Genomic DNA, 21,261 nt, shown 5'->3' on the forward strand with positions numbered 1-21,261 from the left:
AAACTTAGATAAAATGCTTTGTATTCACGAACACTTAATGCAAAAAAATCAATTATGCGGAATTCGTTTTTATATCCAATTCAGAAGTCCTGTCTTTTTTCATTAATATTGTAGTAAATTTTTGAAATGAAACACATTCGATATTTTCTAATTGCACTTACTCCTTTTCTTTCTGCTGCCCAAGAACAACGGATAGACAATTTTATTATAAAAGAAAATTTAACACAAAATGGGAAGATAGCGATTATTGCTGTCGATTCGGCAGAGGTTGCGGATGAACGTATCGATGGTACATTTCTGTTTTCTATGAATGGATTGCAACATAGTTTGCAGTTCCATCAAGGTGTAGCAGTACCTTCCCAAAAAATAGATGGATCAACGTTTGTTTTTTTTAAGCATAAAAACCACGATAACTCGACCGGTCGACTTTATTTTATCTATAAAAAAGATAATAGTCTAATACCTTACAAAGTAAATGGTTTATTATTACTGATCATTCCTGCGTTACTACTGTTAATAGCATACGTTTTCAAAAGAATGCTATTAACCCTGGTAATCCTTGGTTTGATTTTTGGCTACTTATCTTTTAGCAAGGGCTTAGCGTTCACGCAAATTATAGAAAGTGCATTGCAAATTATAAAAAACCTGTTCTAAAATGGTAAGCCAACGCCAAAATTATATTGGATAAAATTATAACGATCCGGACGGTTAGAATTGTAATACTCGCGCTTAAAATCCTTAGTATTGAATAATTTCTGTATAACCCATTGATTGTTGCCTTCAAACTGAGGATCCTTTACTTTTAACCCAGCATCAAGTCGCATGATAAAATAGTCCATATCAAAGCGTAGACCGAACCCCGTTCCTATTGCTATCTGTGAAAAGAATTTATTGATTTCAAATTGGCCATTCGGATTAAACCGATCTTCCCGGAGCCGCCAAATGTTCCCCATATCGACGAATGTAGCGCCGTTCATTTTCGCTCCTAAGAAGTTATTTAACAATCGAAAACGGTATTCTAAATTTGTTTCTAATTTCACCTCTCCCAACTGATCTAAGTTTCGGAGACTCAGTCGAAGATTTTCATCTTCTATACTCTTGCGATTATAATTACCGGGACCTAGCGTACGCGCCTGCCAAGCTCGAATGCCATTCATTCCACCGGCAAAAAAGCTTTTCTCAAAAATCAGCAGTCTGGAATTATTACCATATGGAACGGCCAAACCACCATTAAAACGGAGGACAAATTGCCTATTGCCCTCCAAGTGCTTATACCACCTGTAATCTACCTCTCCTTTAATATATTGCAGATAAGGGACTTTAAACAAAATACGCTGATTGTCTTCGTTTCGCCGAAAATTGAAGGCCTGACTAACTAAGCCCAATAGATTGCCACTTAAATCGAGTGAACTTCTCAGATAGGAAAAATCTTCCAGTTTAAGCAACTTGGGCGCATTCCAGGTGATCGCATACTGCGATCCCAACCCAAAATATTCCCGGTCATTGGATTCTACATATAGCTCATATCCTTCACTTCGTAAATTTTGCTTAAAAGTCTCATTGAATTTCCCTACACGATATTCCAACACGACAGGAGTATAACTATGCTGTAAAGTAGATGATTGCCACCAAGAATAATTCAGTGTATTGATCAAATAACGATTAGAATACGTATTATCTTGATTGAATAGCTGTAAACTGGAAGAAAAAGTGGTGCGAGGCAATCCATATTTCCCGATTCCACGTATCTGGAATGGTAACAATAACCGGGGTATAACTAAATTGACACCTACTTGAAAATCGTTATTAAAAATCTTTTGGGAAAGATTGCCTTCCAAACGAGGATCGAATAACACACCGTAACGCAATTTTACTTCCAATAATTCCGCACCTCCAAAAACATTTCGATGCGAAAAAGTATTTCCGATATTAAAGCCACTCATCCCGGAGCTGAATGTGTATTCCCCCTCCACTTGATTGGCCATCAACGAACGCGGTATCAATTCGTATTTAACATTTAACAAGCTACTATCTATTTTTTCGAAGTTAATTTTTACGCTCCGAAAGCCGTTCATTTCATATAAACGGTCATAAGACAAATTTTCATTACTTAAACTATACGTTTGCCCACCCCGCAGGTACATATAACGCGCAATCGGACGCAACCTGAAATGACCGGTTTCGTCCATGAAATCTATATGTAAACTGCTGTCGTGATATACCTTTACTTCTCTATTCATTTCCTCCGAAGTAGGTCGAATTAAAAGCGAGATATTATTAATTTTATAAATACGGTGTTTATCGTTTTCCGGATTTAACACCTGGATAGTGAGATCTACTCGATCTCCTCTTACATTGGTGTCTACACCTACGCGCATATACTGTCTTACATAGTCATAATAACCTTTGTCTTTTATAGCCATGTAAAGTCTTTCACGTTCCTCCAGTAGCTTAGCAGCGTCGTATTTTTCACCGATTTTAATTTTGGTAGTCGGCAATACCTCATTTATATATATACGCTGTATCGAAGTATCCTTAAATTCATAGTCTATTTTGTCCAAAAGATATGGATTTCCAAGATTTGCATTAAAATCAAGACGTGCCTTTTTTTGGTTTATATCTATTTGTGTATTTACCGATGCATTGAAATACCCTTTTGTCCTAAGGAAACTTTGAATCTGACTACTAGATAGTTCTACTAAAGAGGAATCTAAAATATGGGGAGCCTCTCCTACCTGGCGTATATTATCTGTTTTATATTTCCCATTGTGGGTATTAAAAACATTATAAATTGTCAAATTCAACGCAGAGTTAGGTCTAATTTCGTTAGAAATATAGAGAGAGGATTGTTCTTTTAACTCGTTGGGAATACCGTTTAAATCTATATCAGTTACTAAAGCTTGATCATCCTCCAAGTATTTTGCAGAACGGCAGGATGTAAAAATTAACAGTAAAAGCGTTATACTTGTAAAAATTAAAAAGCTTCTATTTTTAGTCATTAAATATGCTGTCAAAAGCGCAGATCAGTTTTATAACATCACTGCAACATAAAAAATTCCGAACACAATACAATTTATTCGTGGTCGAAGGTATCAAATCTGTAGTAGAATTTGTCCACTCTTCTTACAATGTACAAAAAATATTCACTACACACGATATACGGGCAAAATTGGGTAAAATCTCTCAAAATATAAAATGTGAAGAAGTTACAGAAGCTGAACTATCTAAAATAAGCAGCCTTAAAAATCCGCAGGGGGCATTAGCACTGGTAGAAATTCCGCAGACAGCACAACTGGAAGTAAGCACCTTAAAAGGCAAACACAGTATCGTTTTGGATGACATTCAGGATCCGGGCAATCTAGGCACCATCATACGCACGGCCGAATGGTTTGGCATCAGCACTATTTTATGTTCGACAGGCACTGTAGATATTTACAACCCAAAAGTAGTCCAAGCAACGATGGGCTCACTTTCCAGGATACAAGTCTATTATATCGACATAGAAGAATTCATGTCGCAATGTAATTTACCGACATTCGGTGCCTTACTGGAGGGGAACAATATTTACGAAACGAACTTCGGAGACGAAGGGTTAATTATTATGGGGAATGAAGGGAACGGAATTCGAAAAAATATAATTGGTAAAATACAACAGGCTGTAACCATTCCAAGAATGGGTCGTGCCGAATCCTTAAATGTCGCCGTAGCTACGACGATATTTTGTTCCGAATTAGCGAGACAAAACATGTTAGCCAAAAAGCAATAAGATGTCGGAAAAGCCGGAATCGATATATACCTTACAATTTGGTTTACTGTGCTTGAGCTCATTGTTATTCTCGGCAAGTTTTAACATGATCATTCCCGAACTTCCAAATTACCTTACCTCTTTAGGAGGAGCGGAACACAAAGGATTGATCATTGCACTCTTCACACTTACTGCTGGTATATCGAGACCTTTTAGTGGGCGGCTTACGGACAAATGGGGAAGAGTGCCTGTGATGGCAATTGGATCAATTGTCTGTGTAATCTGCAGTTTACTTTATCCGCTTTTAAGTTCTGTCGCCGGATTTTTTCTTTTACGATTAATTCACGGCTTTTCTACGGGTTTTAAACCCACCGCAACATCGGCATATGTGGCAGACATCATTCCATCCAATCGATGGGGTGAGGCTTTAGGTATGCATGGATTGTGTTTTAGTCTGGGGGGTGCAATCGGTCCGGCCGTAGGAAGTGCCGTAGCTCAGACATTTGATATACACACGATGTTTTACTGTTCGTCAGCATTCGCCTTGCTCTCTATTGTGATTGTGATGAATATACAGGAAACATTGATTCCGAAGCAAAAATTTTCAGGGAATATGCTTCGCATTTCGCGATCCGATATTATTGAGCGACGAGCAATTCCGGCCGGCATCGTAACATTATTATCGTACTCGGCTTATGGTGTAATCCTGACGCTAATTCCTGATTGGAGTGAACACTTAGGTATCGGAAACAAGGGATTATTTTTTACCGCATATACATTAACATCTATAGGTGTCCGATTCGTTGCAGGTAAGGTTGCTGACCGTCATGGAAGAATCAAGGTCATGTTAGTGGGGTTACTCATTATATCCGTCTCTTTATTCTTATTGGGTTTCGGAGATAGTATTGACGGTCTCCTTCTCGGTGCTTGCCTATATGGAATAGGTACTGGCATCCTTTCGCCCGCACTAAATGCCTGGACAATTGATCTTTCACTACCGCAATATAGAGGAAAGGCAATGGCGACCATGTATATCGCTTTGGAAATAGGAATCGGCGGAGGAGCACTGTTTGCCGGCTACATCTATCGCGACGATATTTCCCGGGTTCCTTATATTATGTATGGAAATGGAATAGTCATTTTATTTTCCGTAATTTATATTTTATATTGGGATTTGATAAACAAAAAACAAACTTAACTGTTGTTTAACAAACTAAATCGTATGGAAAATAATTCATCAAAAAGGCCGTATTCACTTGATTTGGCTTCGAGCTTATTAGCGACACTGCTTATCATCACATTGATGTATTTAACGCAAAGTGTACTGGTGCCCTTGCTATTCTCTATCCTGATATCGATTATATTATTTCCTTTAGCACGCTTTTTCGAACGACTGCGCTTTGGGAAAGCATTTTCCGCGATTCTATCCGTTATCGTCGCCATTGCCATAATTTCTACAATTGGCTGGTTTATTGTTCATCAGAGCATTATTATCAGTAAGGATGCATCCGCAATTACCGAAAAAGTTCTTTCTGTGTTTGAGCGTTTGCAGGTGTGGATTCAACAAACATTTGGTATAGAACGCAGTCAAATGATGGACAAACTTCAGGAGCAGGGCAACAAGGCACTGGAAAATACTGGAAGTCTCCTATCAAGTACTTTTGGTTCTATAGGCAACACCTTAGCCGGTACCGTATTAGTACCACTTTTTAGCTTTTTCTTGCTTTACTACCGCGATTTTTTTCGCGAATTTTTCTTCAAAACATTTAAATCTACACCACAACGTAAGGTGAACGAAGTATTAAATAAGATTTACGAAGTAGTACAGAGTTATTTATTGGGACTTGTGACGGTAATGGGAATAGTAGCCGTTTTAAACACAGCTGGTTTAATGTTGATGGGAATTGACTACGCATGGTTTTTTGGATCTTTGGCCTCCCTGCTGATGCTCCTTCCGTATATCGGTATTGCTATTGGATCCATTCTTCCTGCTTTATTCGCATTGGCCGTAAAAGATAGTGCCTGGTATGCAATAGGTGTCATTGCCTGGTTTCAAGTGGTTCAATTTTTAGAGGGCAACATCATTACTCCGAATATAGTAGGAAGTAAGGTAAGCATTAACCCTTTAATGGCTATTATTGGTATCTTATTGGGTGGTATGCTATTCGGTTTATCAGGTTTAATATTAGCTTTACCATTTATTGCGACTTTAAAAGTTCTATTCGATGCTATTCCAAGTATGCAGGCTATCGGATTTTTAATCGGAGAGCCAGAAAAAGAACATTTGAAAACGAATTCCACACAGGAACTGTTGATGAAATGGGGAATAGTACGGAAACCCAGGAATAAACAGAAAGTTCATTTGGACGTACATGTAGACACCGAATCTACGCCCGCAAAAACGACGTTAAATTATAAAGAAGTTAATGAATCGGTACAAAATCCGTATGAAAACTTAAGCGAAGAGTCAGGTAACGAAAAAGATGGTGAAAAATAAAAGAGCAATTACTTGCTCTTTTATTTTTCACCATCTTTTTATATTTTCGTCAACATTACGGCAATTTTGCAAAATCAATATTTGGAGCGGTATTTCTATTGTCAAATGAAAAGGTACTACCTGGTGTTACGATTTCATTAAAAAAACCTCCATTTTTCAGAAAGTATCCATTTGGGGTTACTCCTCCTACGGCATCTATTCTTTGTTTCGCATGATATGTATTGTCTACTGTAAATCGTGCTGACGTAATTTTATTCCACTCACCATTGTACACCCATTGATTTTTGAACTCTACCTGACGTTCCAAATATCCTTGGTTAGGACTAAAATTCTCTAAGAAGCTGTGAAAACTAGTCAAATAGGTATTCGTCTTCGGGCGCTTAAAGCTTGCGACAATTTGCCACTGCCGGGTATCAGGATTAAAAAACCATGCTGAATAATCGGTATGGTTATTTCCGTCAGGAATTCCTTTTAGCAAAAATCGATAGGTTATACCGGCTTTCCAACTATACCGCAAATAACTTTGACCTCCCGATCCTTCATTACCAAATTCTCCGGTATGAACACCTGTACCTTTTTTATTTAAAACAATTTTCTGATCATCAGGAATTGTTCTTGGATCATCCGTCTGAAATGGACTCCATACAGAAAACAGTATCCTTCTTTCTCGTTCGGAATTCACTTGGATACCGAAATAGCCCTGTCCGAAACCTATGGCCATAAAATATGAACCAATCTTGTCTTCCCCCTCGGGAATTGTAACTTCATTATAGTAATAGGTAGCATCCGATATCCCTGAGACATTGTAGTTGATATGACATGAAGGTCCTCTTCTTGCCCAATAGTAATAATTTGGATCATCAGAATATAACACACCATCTGCTACAGCTTCACCTGAAATTAAGAGATGCGAAATCTCTCCATAGCTATTGCCTGAAGTATTCATACCTTGAACACTGACTTTCACATAACCTTCTTCCGCTACGTGAAACTCGCCGACATTAATCTCCCCAAAACCAGGTGAAGACAGTTCAACCTCTTTTGATCTTTCACCAACAGAAACCCGAACCTTGGACTTTTGACCTTCGGGTGCTTTGGCGCGAAGTTTTAAAGAAAAAGCCCCTCCTTTTGACGTTCTAAAATAAATACTGGTAACGGTAGAAGATTCCGACCAATTTGTCAAACCGGTGTTAGAAATAGATTCTTTTGCACGAGAATCTTTATGGGTGAAAAAGGCATTTCCTGCCAACGGAATTTCATACGTTTTGTCCTCAAATCTAGTGGCAGAAAAAGAATGGTCTGCTGTAACATGAGCTTCTAAAGGGTAGCTACTATTTAGGAATACCACTCCTAACAAAATAACACTTCTTAAATATTGTCCTATCATACATTTAGAATTAGAATAAGCACTAAAAATACGATATGCATTCTGTTAAAAATATACCCGTTGCATCATCAAACGTTTGCGCAAAATGCGTTAAAAAAAATGGGGCTACAAGAAAGCCAATTCCTTCTGAAATTGGCTTTCTTGTATAGACGTTAATATTTTGCTTAAAATCCGATCGACTTCAGATTCAAACCTGTACGCTCATCCAAACCAAACAACAGATTCATATTCTGTACGGCCTGACCGGAAGCTCCTTTTAACAGGTTGTCTGTCGCATTCAATACCAATAGTTTATTACCATGTTTTTCTAGATGAATAATACTTTTATTTGTATTGACAACTTGTTTTAAATCAATGTTCTCTTTAAAAACATGCGTAAAAGGATGTGAAGCATAATACCTTTCGTACAATTCGTATGCTTCTCGTTCCGACAAATCCGATTCAAGATAAATCGTCGAAAAAATTCCCCGGGCAAAATCTCCACGTTGAGGCACAAAATTGATTTTTTCTGCAGCCCTATCTAATAAAGATTTTTCCGATTGCGGCAAAAATCCATTTTGCAGCTGATCTAAAGATTCTGATATCTCCTGTAAATGTTGATGTTCAAAAGATTTATATGCGGAAAGGTTATTATTACGCCAAGAGAAATGGGTTGTAGGCCCTGGCTTTTGCCCAGCTCCCGTAGAACCTGTAGTCGCGTTAACGTGAATTTGATTAGGTAATATTCCTTCACTTGCCAATGGTAATAACGCCAATTGAATATTCGTGGCAAAACAGCCTGGATTAGCGATGTACCGTGCTGACTTTATAGCGTCCCGATTTAATTCGGGTAAGCCGTAAATAAACTTCTCTCCTTGATACATTGTATTTGCACGGAGACGATAATCTTGCGATAAATCGATAATTTTTACGGAAGCATCAACAGGATGAGCATCTAGAAATTTCCGGGCGTCTCCATGACCGACGCAAAGAAAAAGGACATCAATATCCGAATGAAAATCAGAAGAAAATGTCAACTCTGTATCGCCCAATAAGTCGTTGTGTACCTTATACAACTTATTGCCGGCATTAGAAGCACTATTTGCAAATACAATTTCTACGTTTGGATGATAAATTAGTATACGCAATAATTCACCACCGGTATATCCTGCAGAACCTACTATCCCTACTTTAATATTATTCATTAGTCTCCTTTATTCACTTTGTGCCAAATCAGTGTTTGATTTCCAAATATCTTAGAAAAACCTTTCACGTCATCACCCGTATATCCCTTATTCATCTCACCGTAGCTACCAAATTTATTGGACATTAAATCATGATCCGACTCGATACCAATGATTACAAAACGGTAAGGATGCAATTCGACAATTACGCGACCAGAAACCGTTGATTGAGCACTTTGTAAAAAAGCTTCGATATCACGCATCACGGGATCGTGCATTTGACCTTCGTGCATATAATTCCCATAGAATGCAGCAATCTGGTCTTTCCAGGACAATTGCCATTTTGTCAACGTATGTTTTTCTAATGTATGATGTGCTTTAATCAAGATCAAAGGGGCAGCTGCTTCAAAACCAACACGACCTTTGATGCCGATGATCGTGTCACCTATGTGAATGTCACGACCAATACCATAAGGTTGAGCAAGATCCTGTAACTGCTGAATCACTTTTACGGAGCCTATTTTCTCTCCGTCTAAAGCGACTGGTTCACCATATTCAAAATCAATCGTTATTTGGCGGGGTTCTGTCGACGTCACTGCTGTAGGCCACGCTGTCTCCGGAAGATATTGGTTCGAGGTCAATGTCTCCGCCCCTCCTACTGAAGTACCCCACAGTCCCTTATTAATCGAATATTTCGCTTTTTCGGCCGAATATTCTACGCCGTGACTATTTAAATAGTCAATTTCTGCTTCCCGGCTTAATTTTAGATCACGAATAGGCGTAATGATTTCTATTCCCGGAATTAACGTTTCGAAGATCATATCAAAACGAACTTGATCGTTACCTGCTCCCGTAGAACCGTGAGCCACACATTCTGCACCTATTTTTTTTGCATAATTTGCGATAGCCGTTGCTTGGCAGACACGTTCTGCGGACACCGATAGCGGATAGGTAGCATTTTTCAATACATTCCCAAAAATCAGGTACTTTATAGTTTCGCGGTAGTAGTTTTCAGTTTCGTCGATCGTAGTATGTGATTTTACACCCAATTCATAAGCACGCTTTTCAATATGTTGAATTTCTTCTTCTGAAAAACCACCTGTATTCACAACTACTGAATGAACTTCCAAACCTAGATCTTGAGTTAGATAAATACAACAAAATGATGTATCTAAACCACCACTAAATGCTAAAACTACTTTTTTCATGCTTCTTTATAAAGATTTATACGCGGCTTATTATCAAGCCGAACAAAGTTAACAAATTAATATCCTTTTATCGGTTTTGCACCAACGGGAATTATTGACGCTACAAATTTCTTCGTAGATTTCCACAATTTTGCTTCAATACGTTTTAAGAGTGATTGCTTTTTGGCGATACGATCCAAACGTTCCTTTGCTTCCGCTTTACGTTGAATTTTTTCTTTGAGTTCTTTTTCTTTTTCTACCGGATCCCATAGCATCGCCGTACACATGCAGTTCTTACGGTCTTTACTCATCAGGATATCGTAATTAATACAGCTCTTGCAACCTTTCCAAAATTCTTCATCCTGTGTCAGTTCAGAATAGGTAACGGGCTCATAGCCTAGGTCGGAATTTATTTTCATAACCGCCAATCCCGTAGTCAGACCAAATATCTTGGAGTTGGGGTATTTCTCGCGAGAAAGATCGAACACACGTTTTTTAATTGCTTTTGCTAATCCGACCTTCCGAAAAGCCGGGTTGACAATTAATCCGGAATTAGCAACATAATCGCCATGTCCCCATGTTTCAATATAGCAAAATCCCGCCCAAGTACCGTCCTTGTGCAACGCAATAACAGCCTTTCCTTCATCCATTTTCTTGGCTACGTACTCAGGCTTACGACGGGCGATACCTGTTCCACGAGCTTTCGCGGATTCAAACATTTCCTCACATATTTGCTCAGCGTAATGCAGATGGGCAGATGTAGCGGGAGTAATTAAAAAATCTGAAATTGTCATCTAAGATGTCGACCTAAAAATTAATGCACTTTAGTGCTTTATGATATAAACTAAATTTGAAAAGAATCACCGAGCCGGATGATCTTAAAAAAATGGAATTAGCCTGCCTCCGCATCAAGCTCGAGGCAGAATAGGTCGTCGAAATCGCAAAATTGGACAGTTCAATGTATATATTTCGGCCATATAAGAGCCAACAAACTTTCTCGAAGTTTGTTTTAGCCATCCCATATTTGCCTTACTACAATACATTTAAACGATTGTTCTTTCTTTAAATCTGACAGCGCAAAAGTAAAAAATTATTTTTTTCTTTTATGCAATCTTTCTGTAGTTTTTTTGAATATTAATCAATTATATAAAATATATTTCAATAAACTATCAATTTGACCTCAGTTCTGTTAAAACGTTTAAAATTTCCCGAAGTTGTCAGTTATTTGTCATTCAACAAAAAGACTTTTTAGATTGTATAATAAATAGCCTAATTTTGAGGATTAAATTACATTATAATGGTTGGACCAAGTATTATCTTCTATATCATCTTTGCAGTTCCCTATATCTTCGTCATGTACTGGCTTGTAAAACAAGATAAAAAAAAATATGCTTGGGGATTAGCAGTTGTGACGATTATTGCGCTCTTAGCAATCTATGTATCACAAGTAGCAAGCAGAAATGCCATCGAAAATTACAAACAACATCAAATAGACTCTCGCAAAATCGAGCAGGAACAATCACAAGATTCCCTAAAATAGAAGAGGTGCGTATCGTATAACGCACCTCTTCTATTTTAATTCTTAGATCACTCTAATTAGTCATCAATACCCTCGAGTTTAAGAAAAAAAGCATACTCTAACGCTTGATCTTTTAGGTAATCAAAGCGCCCCGAAGCACCTCCGTGGCCAAAATCCATGTCGGTTTTCAACAATATTACCTGATCGCCGGTTTTAGTTGCCCGTAATTTTGCCACCCATTTGGCAGGTTCGAAATATTGCACCTGACTGTCGTGTAAGCCAGTTGTCACGAGTAGGTTCGGGTAGTCTTTAGCTTCAATATTCTCATACGGAGAATAGGACTTCATATATTCATAAGCTTCTTTATTATTCGGGTTCCCCCATTCATCGTATTCATTCGTAGTAAGGGGGATGCTTTCATCTAACATCGTATTTACAACATCTACAAAGGGAACCGCAGCTATTACACCATTCCACAGATCAGGAGCCATATTAATCACGGCACCCATCAGCAATCCGCCGGCACTTCCGCCCTCAGCATACAAGTGTCCTTTTGATGTATATTTTTGTGCAATCAGATATTCCCCACAATCGATGAAATCTGTAAACGTATTGATTTTCTTCATCATCTTTCCATCTTCGTACCATTGGCGCCCCATTTCCTCTCCACCACGTATATGCGCTATGGCAAAAATAAATCCGCGATCAAGCAAAGACAACCGGCTGGAACTAAAGGTGGCGTCCATTGATGCTCCATACGATCCATACGCATACAGGTACAAGGGAGCAGAACCGTCTTTCTTTGTTCCTTGTTTATACACCAACGAAATAGGTACTTTTATTCCATCCTTTGCTGTAGCAAACAAGCGCTCGGTAACATATTGTTCAGCATTATATCCCCCCAACACTTCCTGTTGTTTCAATAAAGTTTTCTCCCTGCTCTCCATATTATAATCGTATGTAGAGGAAGGCGTAACCAATGAGGTATAGCCATAACGCACCACCTCCGAATCATATTCTTCATTTGTACTGGAGAATACTTTGTAGGCAGGTTCACCCATCTCGAGATAGTGCTCTGAATGATTGCTTAGATTGCGAATAGCCAGATTAGTCAACCCATTTTTACGTTCCGATATAACGAGATGATTCTTAAATTCTTCAATTCCCTCAACCAATACATCCGGTCGATGGGGAATGAATTCAGTCCAATTTTCTTTTCCCGTTTTATCTAAAGGACATTGCATTACTTTAAAGTTGGTAGCTTCATCATTTGTCAAAATCAAGAAACGATCTGCCAAAGGAATTACGGAATACAGCACTTCTTTCATCCGTGGCTGAAAAACCCTAAATTTTCCATTCGGGTCATTGGCATCTAAATAAAAGACTTCTGAGCTTAGGGTAGCACCCGAATAGATTAAGATATATTGGGCATTTTTCGACTTTCCTACTCCTATATAATTGGTATTATCTTTCTCCTCATATACGGTTACATCCTGCTTGCTATCTGTCCCCAGAGTATGTCTTTTTATTTTTTCAGAAAGAAGTGTAACTGGGTTTTTAGACGTATAGAATATCGTTTTATTGTCCGCTGCCCACGTTGCACCTCCTGAAGTCCGGTCAATTTTATCCGCATATACTTCTCCTGTTTCCAGATTTTTAATATAAAGCGTGTACTCCCTTCTTGAAACTGTATCGATTCCATAAGCCAATAATTTGTTATCCGGACTTACAGACGACCCGCCTACGGCAAAATAGGGGTATCCTTTGGCCATTTCGTCGACATCCAACAGCACTTCTTCTTTTGCATCCAAACTTCCCTTTTTACGGCATAGCTTATAATATTGCTTCCCTTCATCCGTACGTCGGTAATAATAATACCCATTTTTAAGATACGGAACAGATTCATCCTTTTCTTTGATACGGGATTTCATTTCATCGAACAACTTGGCCTGCAGGCTTTCCGTACTCTTCATCATTTCATACGTATAGACATTTTCCGCCTCCAGGTATTTTACCACGTGTGTAGAATCTGGACCTTTTTTGAAATAATCGTTCAGCCAATAATAATTATCCACTACCGTATCGCTGTGTATAATACGACTAAACGGTTTAATGGCAGCTACAGGAATTTCTGCTTCGGGCCAAGTGACAGTGGATCGTTTCGGTTGTTGCGAACAGGAGGTTAAAATAGCACCAATTAGAATCATATAATTAACTTTTGTTATTTCCATCATGTTATGAAGGGTTTGTATAGCGTAAAGTTATGTAAAAAGTATATGACTTTTTGCCTTTTTTAACAAGCTGGTGCAATTAATAGCACTATATTTGTCTTATAAAGACAATAACAAAAACTACAAAATATGCTTAAAAAAAAATATTTAGTTGCCTTACTGGGCATCGGTATATTACCTTTCATGGGTTTTGCCCAAGACAAAAAAGATACACCTCCCGCGAACTGGTTTAATTTGGATTACAAAGCGGATGGTATTATGGGTATTAGTACCGAAAAAGCCTATGAACTATTGAAAGGAAAAAAGCCTACTCCAGTAGTTGTGGCAGTGATAGATGGCGGCGTAGATGTGGAACACGAAGATTTAAAAGATGTATTGTGGATCAATGAAAAGGATTCAAATAACGATGGAAAAGATGATGATGGGAATGGTTATATAGATGACAAATATGGTTGGAATTTTATTGGGGGAGCCAACGGCGAAAATGTAAACCACGACAATCTCGAAGTGACGCGATTAGTTGCAAAATACGAACCAAAATATATCTCTGTCCTACCCTCTACCCCACTTTCTGAATCCGAACGTAGAGAATTTGTAGCGTATCAAAAAATGATTGCGGATTATACCACGAAAATGGACGAAGCACAATTTGGAGAAACCAACTACGGCCGACTAAAACAGGAGTTAGACAATATTGTATCTGCTATTGGAAAAGATCCAAAGGATGTTACCAAAGCCGATTTCGATGCATTTAATGCGGTATCTGACCGCCAGAAAATGGCCGTACGCATTGCAAAAAAAGAATTGGAAAAAAACTCGTTCGAGAAATTTTATGCGGATATCAAAGATGCAGATACGTATTTTGGAGATCAAGTAAAATATCATTTAAATAAAGATTTTGATCCACGCCCCATCGTAGGCGATAATTACGAAGATGCAACAGAGCAGTTTTACGGCAACAATGATGTAAAAGGCCCTGACGCAGATCACGGTACACACGTGGCAGGTATCATTGGCGCAAAACGGGATAACGGAAAAGGGATAAATGGTGTTGCAGATCAAGTGAAAATAATGGCTATTCGCGTAGTTCCGAATGGAGATGAGCGAGATAAAGATGTAGCAAATGGGATTCGATATGCAGTAGATAATGGCGCCAAAATCATTAACATGAGCTTTGGTAAAGGCTATGCCTACAATAAAAAAGTAGTAGATGAAGCTATTAAATATGCTGTGGAGAAAGATGTTTTGCTTGTACATGCAGCAGGAAATGATGGCAAGAACATTGATGTATCCAAAAATTATCCGACCAAATACTTCACAGACAGCTTGGGTGCTATCGCAGGAGAAGCTGCTTCCTGGATTACGGTAGGCGCAACATCATGGAAATTAGATGGAGATTTATTAGCAGAATTTTCAAATTACGGATACAAAACGGTAGATGTATTTGCACCGGGGGTAGCTATCCATTCAACCATGCCAGACTCTAAATACAAAGATCAGCAAGGAACTAGTATGGCTGCGCCGGTCGTATCAGGGTTAGCCGCTCTGCTGAGAGCTTATTACCCGCAACTTACCGCACAGGAAACAAAAGATATCATCCTAAAATCAGTAACTAAAGTAGATCAAAAAGTAAAAATAAATCAAAATGGGTCATCTAAAAAAGTTTATTTGGATGAGATCAGCACAGGAGGTGGAATCGTAAACGCTTATAACGCTATCGTAGAGGCAAATAAATATATCTCAGATAAAAAGTAAAAAAATGTTAAATCTTCTATAATATAAATTCTTAACTTGCGTTATGTAAGTGTATTGTAATTAATAAGATGCGTATGGTAGAAAATTTTACAAAAAATGAAAGTCTAACTTACGAAGGGACAGAGGAGTATAACAAAATTGAGACGGAAGAGCAATTTGAAGAAAAGCTAAAAGCAACTATCAAAAAATTTACTAAAGCTCCAAGTGATCATATCATTGAAAAAATACTCAATTACTCCAAATCACTTAAGTAAGTAATAACAAAAGCTACTCAATCATAGAGTGGCTTTTGTCTTTTTACTATCTTTGTAACATGTTAAAGAAAGAACGGTATAAAGAATTTGTAGACTATTTTTCCACTCATAATCCAGATGCACAGACAGAACTGAACTATAGCAATCCCTATGAGCTTCTTGTGGCCGTCATTCTTTCTGCACAATGCACGGATAAACGTATTAACCAGGTAACACCTATGCTATTCGAACGATTCCCGAATGTAGAATCTCTTGCAGCAAGTAATCCAGAGGAAGTATTTACATTTATCCGCTCAGTAAGTTATCCGAATAATAAGGCGAAACACCTTGTAGGCATGGCTCAAAAGCTGCTCTCCGAATTTAGCGGTGAGGTTCCTGAAAAAATAGAAGATTTAATAAAATTGCCTGGCGTTGGGCGCAAAACGGCAAACGTCATATCTTCTGTGGTTTTCCACCAACCTGCGATGGCGGTAGATACGCACGTATTTAGAGTGAGTAATCGACTAGGTTTGACCAGCAACGCGACTACCCCGTTAGCTGTAGAAAAACAGTTAGTAAAATATTTACCAAAAGATACAATTGCTATTGCACATCATTGGTTAATTCTCCACGGACGCTATACATGTCTCGCACGTAGACCCAAATGTGAGGAATGTGCCATCACCTACATGTGCAGGTATTTCGAAAAGACACACAAAACCCTGTCAATAAATATTTCCACTAATAAAGATACTTAACAGCAATATTGTTACAGCTGAAGAACTAGACATTCTTGACATGAAGGATACTGAAAATCGATATTCCTAGAAACTGATTAAGCTTCTGTAAAAAGGAATAAACTTTTCAACAAATCGTTTAACTATATGAATTAGATCCTATCTTTATTACACGAAAGAATAGACTAATTTTTTTAGTATTTTATTTGGTAATACAATTTTAATATACTATTTTTGATTTATATATACTAACAATATGAGTAAAGAAGACAAACTAAAAGCACTACAGCTTACATTAGATAAACTAGACAAAACGTATGGTAAGGGTGCCATAATGAAATTAGGGGATTCGGCTGTAGAACCTATCGAATCTATTTCTACCGGTTCACTGGGATTAGACATTGCTTTAGGAATTGGAGGTGTTCCAAAAGGACGAGTGATCGAAATATATGGCCCCGAATCTTCTGGTAAAACGACCTTAGCCACTCACATTGTTGCTGAAGCCCAAAAAAAAGGTGGTATAGCAGCAATAATTGATGCTGAACATGCTTTTGACAAGTACTATGCCCAAAAATTAGGGGTAGATATTGAAAATCTTTTGATCTCTCAACCGGATAATGGTGAGCAAGGATTAGAGATTGCAGACAATCTGATTCGATCAGGAGCAATTGACGTTATCGTAATCGACTCTGTCGCAGCTTTAGTTCCTAAAGGTGAAATTGAAGGCGAAATGGGCGATTCAAAAATGGGCCTTCAAGCACGTTTAATGTCACAAGCATTACGTAAGTTAACCGGAACTATTTCCAAAACAAACTGTTGTTGTATCTTCATTAACCAATTACGTGAAAAAATCGGTGTAATGTTTGGTAATCCTGAAACTACGACAGGCGGTAACGCTTTAAAATTCTACGCCTCAGTACGCTTGGATATTCGTCGTACTTCACAAATCAAAGATGCAGACGAGGTATCAGGAAATCGCGTAAAAGTAAAAATTGTAAAAAATAAAGTAGCACCTCCTTTTCGTATAGCTGAATTTGACATCATGTTCGGAGAAGGTATTTCTAAAGTTGGCGAAATCATAGATTTGGGAGTAGAATATGGCATCGTCAAAAAATCAGGGTCATGGTTTAGCTATGGTGACACAAAACTAGGTCAGGGGCGTGATTCGGTGAAATCTTTATTATTAGACAACCCAGATCTTAGCGATGAAATAGAAGCTAAAATCAGAGCAGAAGTTAGTGGGGTCAATTTAGATCAATCTGCTTTAAGTAAAGAGGATTAAACCTTCATTCAAGTATAAATAAAAAAGCGACCAGTGCATGCAGTGCAGTGGTCGCTTTTTTATTTATACTATTCTAATCTTCAGAACTCAAAAACGGATACCTATAATCCGTATCAGGAGTAAATGTTTCTTTGATTGTGCGCGGAGATACCCAACGCAATAAGTTAATCATCGAACCTGCTTTATCATTTGTACCTGAACCGCGTGCTCCTCCAAAAGGCTGTTGGCCTACCACTGCACCGGTACATTTATCATTGATATAAAAGTTACCAGCGGCATTACGTAATGCATGTGTCGCTTCTTGGATAGCATAACGATCTTGAGAAATAACAGCACCTGTCAGTGCATAAATCGATGTGCTATCGACTAATTTCAACGTCTCACTCCAATCCTTGTCCTCATAAACATAAATCGTTAATACAGGACCAAATAACTCTTCAGATAATGTTTCATAATCCGGTGTTTTGGCTAAAATAACAGTTGGTTCAATAAAATAACCTTTGGATTTATCATAACCTCCACCGATAACGACTTCTGCATCTGCTGAATCTTTTGCCTTATCAATGTATTTTGTAATCTTATCAAACGCTTTTTCATCAATTACAGCATTAATGAAATTACCGAAATCTTCGGTTCCACCCATTTTAAAAGATTTAATATCTTTTTCCATCGAATGCTGTAATTTCGACCAGAGCGACTGAGGAACATATGCACGTGATGCTGCCGAACATTTTTGCCCTTGATATTCGAATGCCCCACGCACTAAAGCAGTATTCAACACCGCTAAATCTGCAGAGGGATGAGCCAATATAAAATCTTTACCACCTGTCTCTCCTACTATGCGAGGGTATGTTTTGTATAAATGAATATTCTGTCCAATTGTTTTCCAGATATCTTGGAACACGCCTGTAGAACCCGTAAAATGAATACCTGCAAAATCTGGATGTTTAAAGATAACATCTCCAGCATCTGGACCCGATACGTACACTAAGTTGATTACGCCATCAGGTAGACCAGCTTCTTTAAAAATTTGCATTAAAATATTTGCAGAATATATTTGGGCATTCGAAGGCTTCCATACAACAACATTTCCCATCATCGCTACACATGAAGGCAGATTGCCTGCAATAGCTGTAAAATTGAATGGTGTTAATGCAAAAACAAAACCTTCTAATGGACGTTGTTCAACACGATTCCATACACCTTTACTATTTGCGGGAGGTTGTTGCGCATAAATCTCACTCATATACTGTACGTTAAAACGTAAAAAATCAGTAAACTCACAGGCTGAATCGATTTCAGCTTGATACGCACTTTTCGATTGCCCCAGCATCGTCGCGGCGTTCAACTTATACCGGTATTTGGTAGCAGCTAATTCCGCTGCTTTCAAGAAAATCGCCGCACGTTGTTCCCATGCTAGATTTTCCCAATCCGCTTTAGCAGCCAACGCGGCATGAATAGCATCCGTCACATGTGATTTTGTACCTTGAGAATAATATCCCAATACATGCTGGTGATCGTGCGGAGGGGTTAATTTCACTTTATTTTCTGTGCGAACTTCTTCGCTACCGATATACATCGGAACGTCGATCTCATTTGCTCTCGCCTCAGAAATAGCTGCTTTCAATAAACTTCTTTCTTTCGTCCCGGGAGCGTATGTATATACCGGTTCATTTACAGGAGCCGGAACATTAAAAAAACCTTTTAACATAATTCTATTTTTGTTTATGTAAAGTTACGTTATAATTAATTCTATCGGTATACCACATTTGTCCATCACTTAACCTATTTTATCCATAAACGGATTTATCTTAAAAGACGATGCCATGATCGGCCCTAGCGCATCAAATAATTCATAACAAACTAAAATACAATCGAAAAGAGTAAAAAAATATCGCTTAACTAACCACGGAAAACCTTATTTTACTAAAAAAGAGGGGGATTTTCGCGGAAGCACAAAAGACAAATTATGTTACACATTACCCGTAACATCTTAAACAATTGTATGTAGCTGCATATAATTATGGGGAGAAAGCCCCATAATACGCTTAAAAACACGATTAAAATGAACGATGTTATTAAAGCCTACTTGGAAAGCTGTTTCAGAAATACTTTCAGTCTTTTTATTCATTAAAAGCTGACAGGCTTTTTCAATTCTGACTTCGTTTAAAAAACCAATATAAGTTTTCATGGTATGCTTTTTAAAAAACTTACAAAATGATGTGGGAGTCATATAAACCAAGGAAGCAACTTCACCAATGCTGATATCATGATCAAAATTATCTAACGTATATTTGAATACAGAACTTATCCGCTCTCCGTCTTTATCCGAATAAATTAGATTGCGGATACCGGAATACAAGGATATAGCGGCATTGCGATATTGCAAAAGGGTATGCAAAAGTGTTATGAATTCAGTAAACTTGGGAATTCCTACTTTGTGCAATAAGTTTAAAAAATTATCGCGCAACGACTGGGCAACAGATGACTCTATTCTTTTACTTACATCTAGTTCGAGAAAGTATGTACTGAGATCGGCGAATTCGGCCAATGTAAAAAATTTAGCCATCCTATCGAGATTAACAAATAGATGGATGGCATGGATCGTATCTTCCTCTGCCACTTTTTCGGCTCCGTATTTATCAAACATATGCGGTTCGTTCGGTTTCAGGATAAACACATCGTCTTGATTAAAAGATTGAACAACATTCCCAATCATGATGGTCCCCCTCCCTTTCAGAATATAGGTAATCTGAAGTTCCTCGTGTCGATGATAATAACCATAAAAATTATCCTTCTTATCTTCCAAAAGAGCAAACAGATCTTCCCCATACACCGGAACAGTAAATTGTATCGCCTTCATAATTGGGCTACTAATTCCTATTTTAATTTATCCGCAAACACTTTTTTAAACTTGTCCATTTTTGGCTTAATAACCAACCGACAATACATTTCATTTGGATTCAAGGCATAATAATTTTGGTGGTAATCTTCCGCCTTGTAAAATTCCGTGGCTTTCTCTATCGTGGTAACGATTGCCTCATCATAAGCTTTAGCCTCGTTTAATTTTTCGATATAATATCTCGCCTTTTTTTCCTGCTCCTCATCCAACGGAAATATAGCAGAACGATACTGCGTTCCGATATCATTACCTTGTCTATTAAGCTGTGTAGGATCATGTACTAAGAAAAAGGCTTCCAATAATCCGTCGTAGCTTATTTTTGAGGGGTCAAATTTTATCATAACCGCTTCAGCATGTCCTGTATTACCCGCTGAGACCTGCGCATAGTTCGGATTCGCTACATGACCGCCAATATATCCCGATACTACGGTATCTACACCATCCAATAACAATAAAGGTGCTTCTACACACCAAAAACATCCTGCAGCCAATATTGCCGTATTCGACGCATTTTCCATATTTTTAATTTGTTTAATTTCCATTGTCTTCGAATTCATATTCTGACAAGATCCCAAAACCGGAAACAATAACAACAGCAATCCTATCTTTTTCATCCGTATAAA

The 21,261-nt window shown here is 38.1% G+C and carries 18 protein-coding genes; 9 read left to right on the plus strand and 9 right to left on the minus strand.

What is annotated here, in order from left to right; all coding sequences use genetic code 11:
- Window positions 1–126 precede the first annotated feature (126 nt).
- On the plus strand, window positions 127–654 hold the full coding sequence (locus FAZ15_RS20485) for a hypothetical protein (protein WP_136903236.1): 528 nt from the start codon (window positions 127–129) through the stop codon (window positions 652–654).
- Here FAZ15_RS20485 and tamL read toward each other — a convergent pair.
- Window positions 651–2,999, minus strand: a complete 2,349-nt coding sequence (gene tamL, locus FAZ15_RS20490; protein ID WP_136903237.1) for a translocation and assembly module lipoprotein TamL — start codon at window positions 2,997–2,999, stop codon at window positions 651–653. The genes FAZ15_RS20485 and tamL overlap by 4 nt on opposite strands.
- A gap of 5 nt (window positions 3,000–3,004) precedes the next feature.
- Between tamL and FAZ15_RS20495 the strand changes: the two genes are divergently transcribed.
- The 3 genes from FAZ15_RS20495 to FAZ15_RS20505 are packed head-to-tail and all read left to right on the plus strand — an operon-like array spanning window position 3,005 to window position 6,242.
- Window positions 3,005–3,766 carry a TrmH family RNA methyltransferase gene (locus FAZ15_RS20495; RefSeq protein ID WP_136903238.1) on the plus strand — a complete coding sequence of 254 codons (762 nt, stop codon included), beginning with the start codon at window positions 3,005–3,007 and terminating at the stop codon, window positions 3,764–3,766.
- 1 nt (window position 3,767) lies between these two features.
- A complete protein-coding gene (locus FAZ15_RS20500; RefSeq protein WP_136903239.1) occupies window positions 3,768–4,943 on the plus strand; it encodes an MFS transporter in 1,176 nt (391 codons plus the stop codon).
- Window positions 4,944–4,967: 24 nt separating this feature from the next.
- Entirely contained in the window at window positions 4,968–6,242 is a 1,275-nt protein-coding gene (locus FAZ15_RS20505) for an AI-2E family transporter (protein ID WP_136903240.1), read from the plus strand.
- A 55-nt stretch (window positions 6,243–6,297) separates the two neighbouring features.
- On the opposite strand, the gene FAZ15_RS20510 is transcribed toward FAZ15_RS20505, so the two are convergent.
- From FAZ15_RS20510 to FAZ15_RS20525, 4 genes are all read right to left on the minus strand, one after another.
- Window positions 6,298–7,629, minus strand: a complete 1,332-nt coding sequence (locus tag FAZ15_RS20510) for a DUF3472 domain-containing protein (RefSeq protein WP_136903241.1) — start codon at window positions 7,627–7,629, stop codon at window positions 6,298–6,300.
- A 164-nt stretch (window positions 7,630–7,793) separates the two neighbouring features.
- Window positions 7,794–8,813 carry an N-acetyl-gamma-glutamyl-phosphate reductase gene (gene argC, locus FAZ15_RS20515; protein ID WP_136903242.1) on the minus strand — a complete coding sequence of 340 codons (1,020 nt, stop codon included), beginning with the start codon at window positions 8,811–8,813 and terminating at the stop codon, window positions 7,794–7,796.
- Window positions 8,813–10,000, minus strand: a complete 1,188-nt coding sequence (gene argG / locus FAZ15_RS20520) for an argininosuccinate synthase (protein ID WP_136903243.1) — start codon at window positions 9,998–10,000, stop codon at window positions 8,813–8,815. Before argG ends, argC begins: the two co-directional genes overlap by 1 nt.
- Before the next feature lie 56 nt (window positions 10,001–10,056).
- The gene (locus FAZ15_RS20525) at window positions 10,057–10,773 is read right to left on the minus strand and encodes a GNAT family N-acetyltransferase (protein ID WP_136903244.1); all 717 of its coding nucleotides are present in this window, start codon (window positions 10,771–10,773) and stop codon (window positions 10,057–10,059) included.
- 503 nt (window positions 10,774–11,276) lie between these two features.
- Between FAZ15_RS20525 and FAZ15_RS20530 the strand changes: the two genes are divergently transcribed.
- Entirely contained in the window at window positions 11,277–11,519 is a 243-nt protein-coding gene (locus FAZ15_RS20530; protein WP_136903245.1) for a hypothetical protein, read from the plus strand.
- Window positions 11,520–11,575: 56 nt separating this feature from the next.
- Here the strand turns inward: FAZ15_RS20530 and FAZ15_RS20535 are convergent, their stop codons facing one another.
- Complete coding sequence (locus FAZ15_RS20535) at window positions 11,576–13,732, minus strand: S9 family peptidase (RefSeq protein WP_317130498.1); 2,157 nt, start codon at window positions 13,730–13,732, stop codon at window positions 11,576–11,578.
- Window positions 13,733–13,858: 126 nt separating this feature from the next.
- On the opposite strand from FAZ15_RS20535, the gene FAZ15_RS20540 reads away from it, so the two are divergent.
- The 4 genes from FAZ15_RS20540 to recA all read left to right on the plus strand — a co-directional run bounded on the left by FAZ15_RS20540 (window position 13,859) and on the right by recA (window position 17,736).
- Window positions 13,859–15,484, plus strand: coding sequence for a S8 family peptidase (locus FAZ15_RS20540; RefSeq protein ID WP_136903246.1), 1,626 nt, complete (start codon window positions 13,859–13,861; stop codon window positions 15,482–15,484).
- Window positions 15,485–15,558: 74 nt separating this feature from the next.
- The gene (locus FAZ15_RS20545; protein ID WP_136903247.1) at window positions 15,559–15,738 is read left to right on the plus strand and encodes a hypothetical protein; all 180 of its coding nucleotides are present in this window, start codon (window positions 15,559–15,561) and stop codon (window positions 15,736–15,738) included.
- Between the two features lie 59 nt (window positions 15,739–15,797).
- Complete coding sequence (gene nth, locus FAZ15_RS20550) at window positions 15,798–16,475, plus strand: endonuclease III (RefSeq protein WP_136903284.1); 678 nt, start codon at window positions 15,798–15,800, stop codon at window positions 16,473–16,475.
- A 235-nt stretch (window positions 16,476–16,710) separates the two neighbouring features.
- Window positions 16,711–17,736, plus strand: a complete 1,026-nt coding sequence (gene recA, locus FAZ15_RS20555; RefSeq protein WP_136903248.1) for a recombinase RecA — start codon at window positions 16,711–16,713, stop codon at window positions 17,734–17,736.
- Between the two features lie 73 nt (window positions 17,737–17,809).
- On the opposite strand, the gene pruA is transcribed toward recA, so the two are convergent.
- The 3 genes from pruA to msrA all read right to left on the minus strand — a co-directional run bounded on the left by pruA (window position 17,810) and on the right by msrA (window position 21,252).
- On the minus strand, window positions 17,810–19,447 hold the full coding sequence (gene pruA, locus FAZ15_RS20560; RefSeq protein ID WP_136903249.1) for an L-glutamate gamma-semialdehyde dehydrogenase: 1,638 nt from the start codon (window positions 19,445–19,447) through the stop codon (window positions 17,810–17,812).
- A gap of 282 nt (window positions 19,448–19,729) precedes the next feature.
- Window positions 19,730–20,599 (minus strand): AraC family transcriptional regulator, encoded by an 870-nt coding sequence (locus tag FAZ15_RS20565; RefSeq protein ID WP_136903250.1) that lies wholly within the window; start codon window positions 20,597–20,599, stop codon window positions 19,730–19,732.
- Between the two features lie 17 nt (window positions 20,600–20,616).
- Entirely contained in the window at window positions 20,617–21,252 is a 636-nt protein-coding gene (gene msrA / locus FAZ15_RS20570; protein WP_136903251.1) for a peptide-methionine (S)-S-oxide reductase MsrA, read from the minus strand.
- Window positions 21,253–21,261 lie beyond the last annotated feature (9 nt).

The organism is Sphingobacterium olei, from assembly GCF_005048855.1.
In the GTDB taxonomy this organism is placed as follows: Bacteria; Bacteroidota; Bacteroidia; order Sphingobacteriales; family Sphingobacteriaceae; genus Sphingobacterium; species Sphingobacterium olei.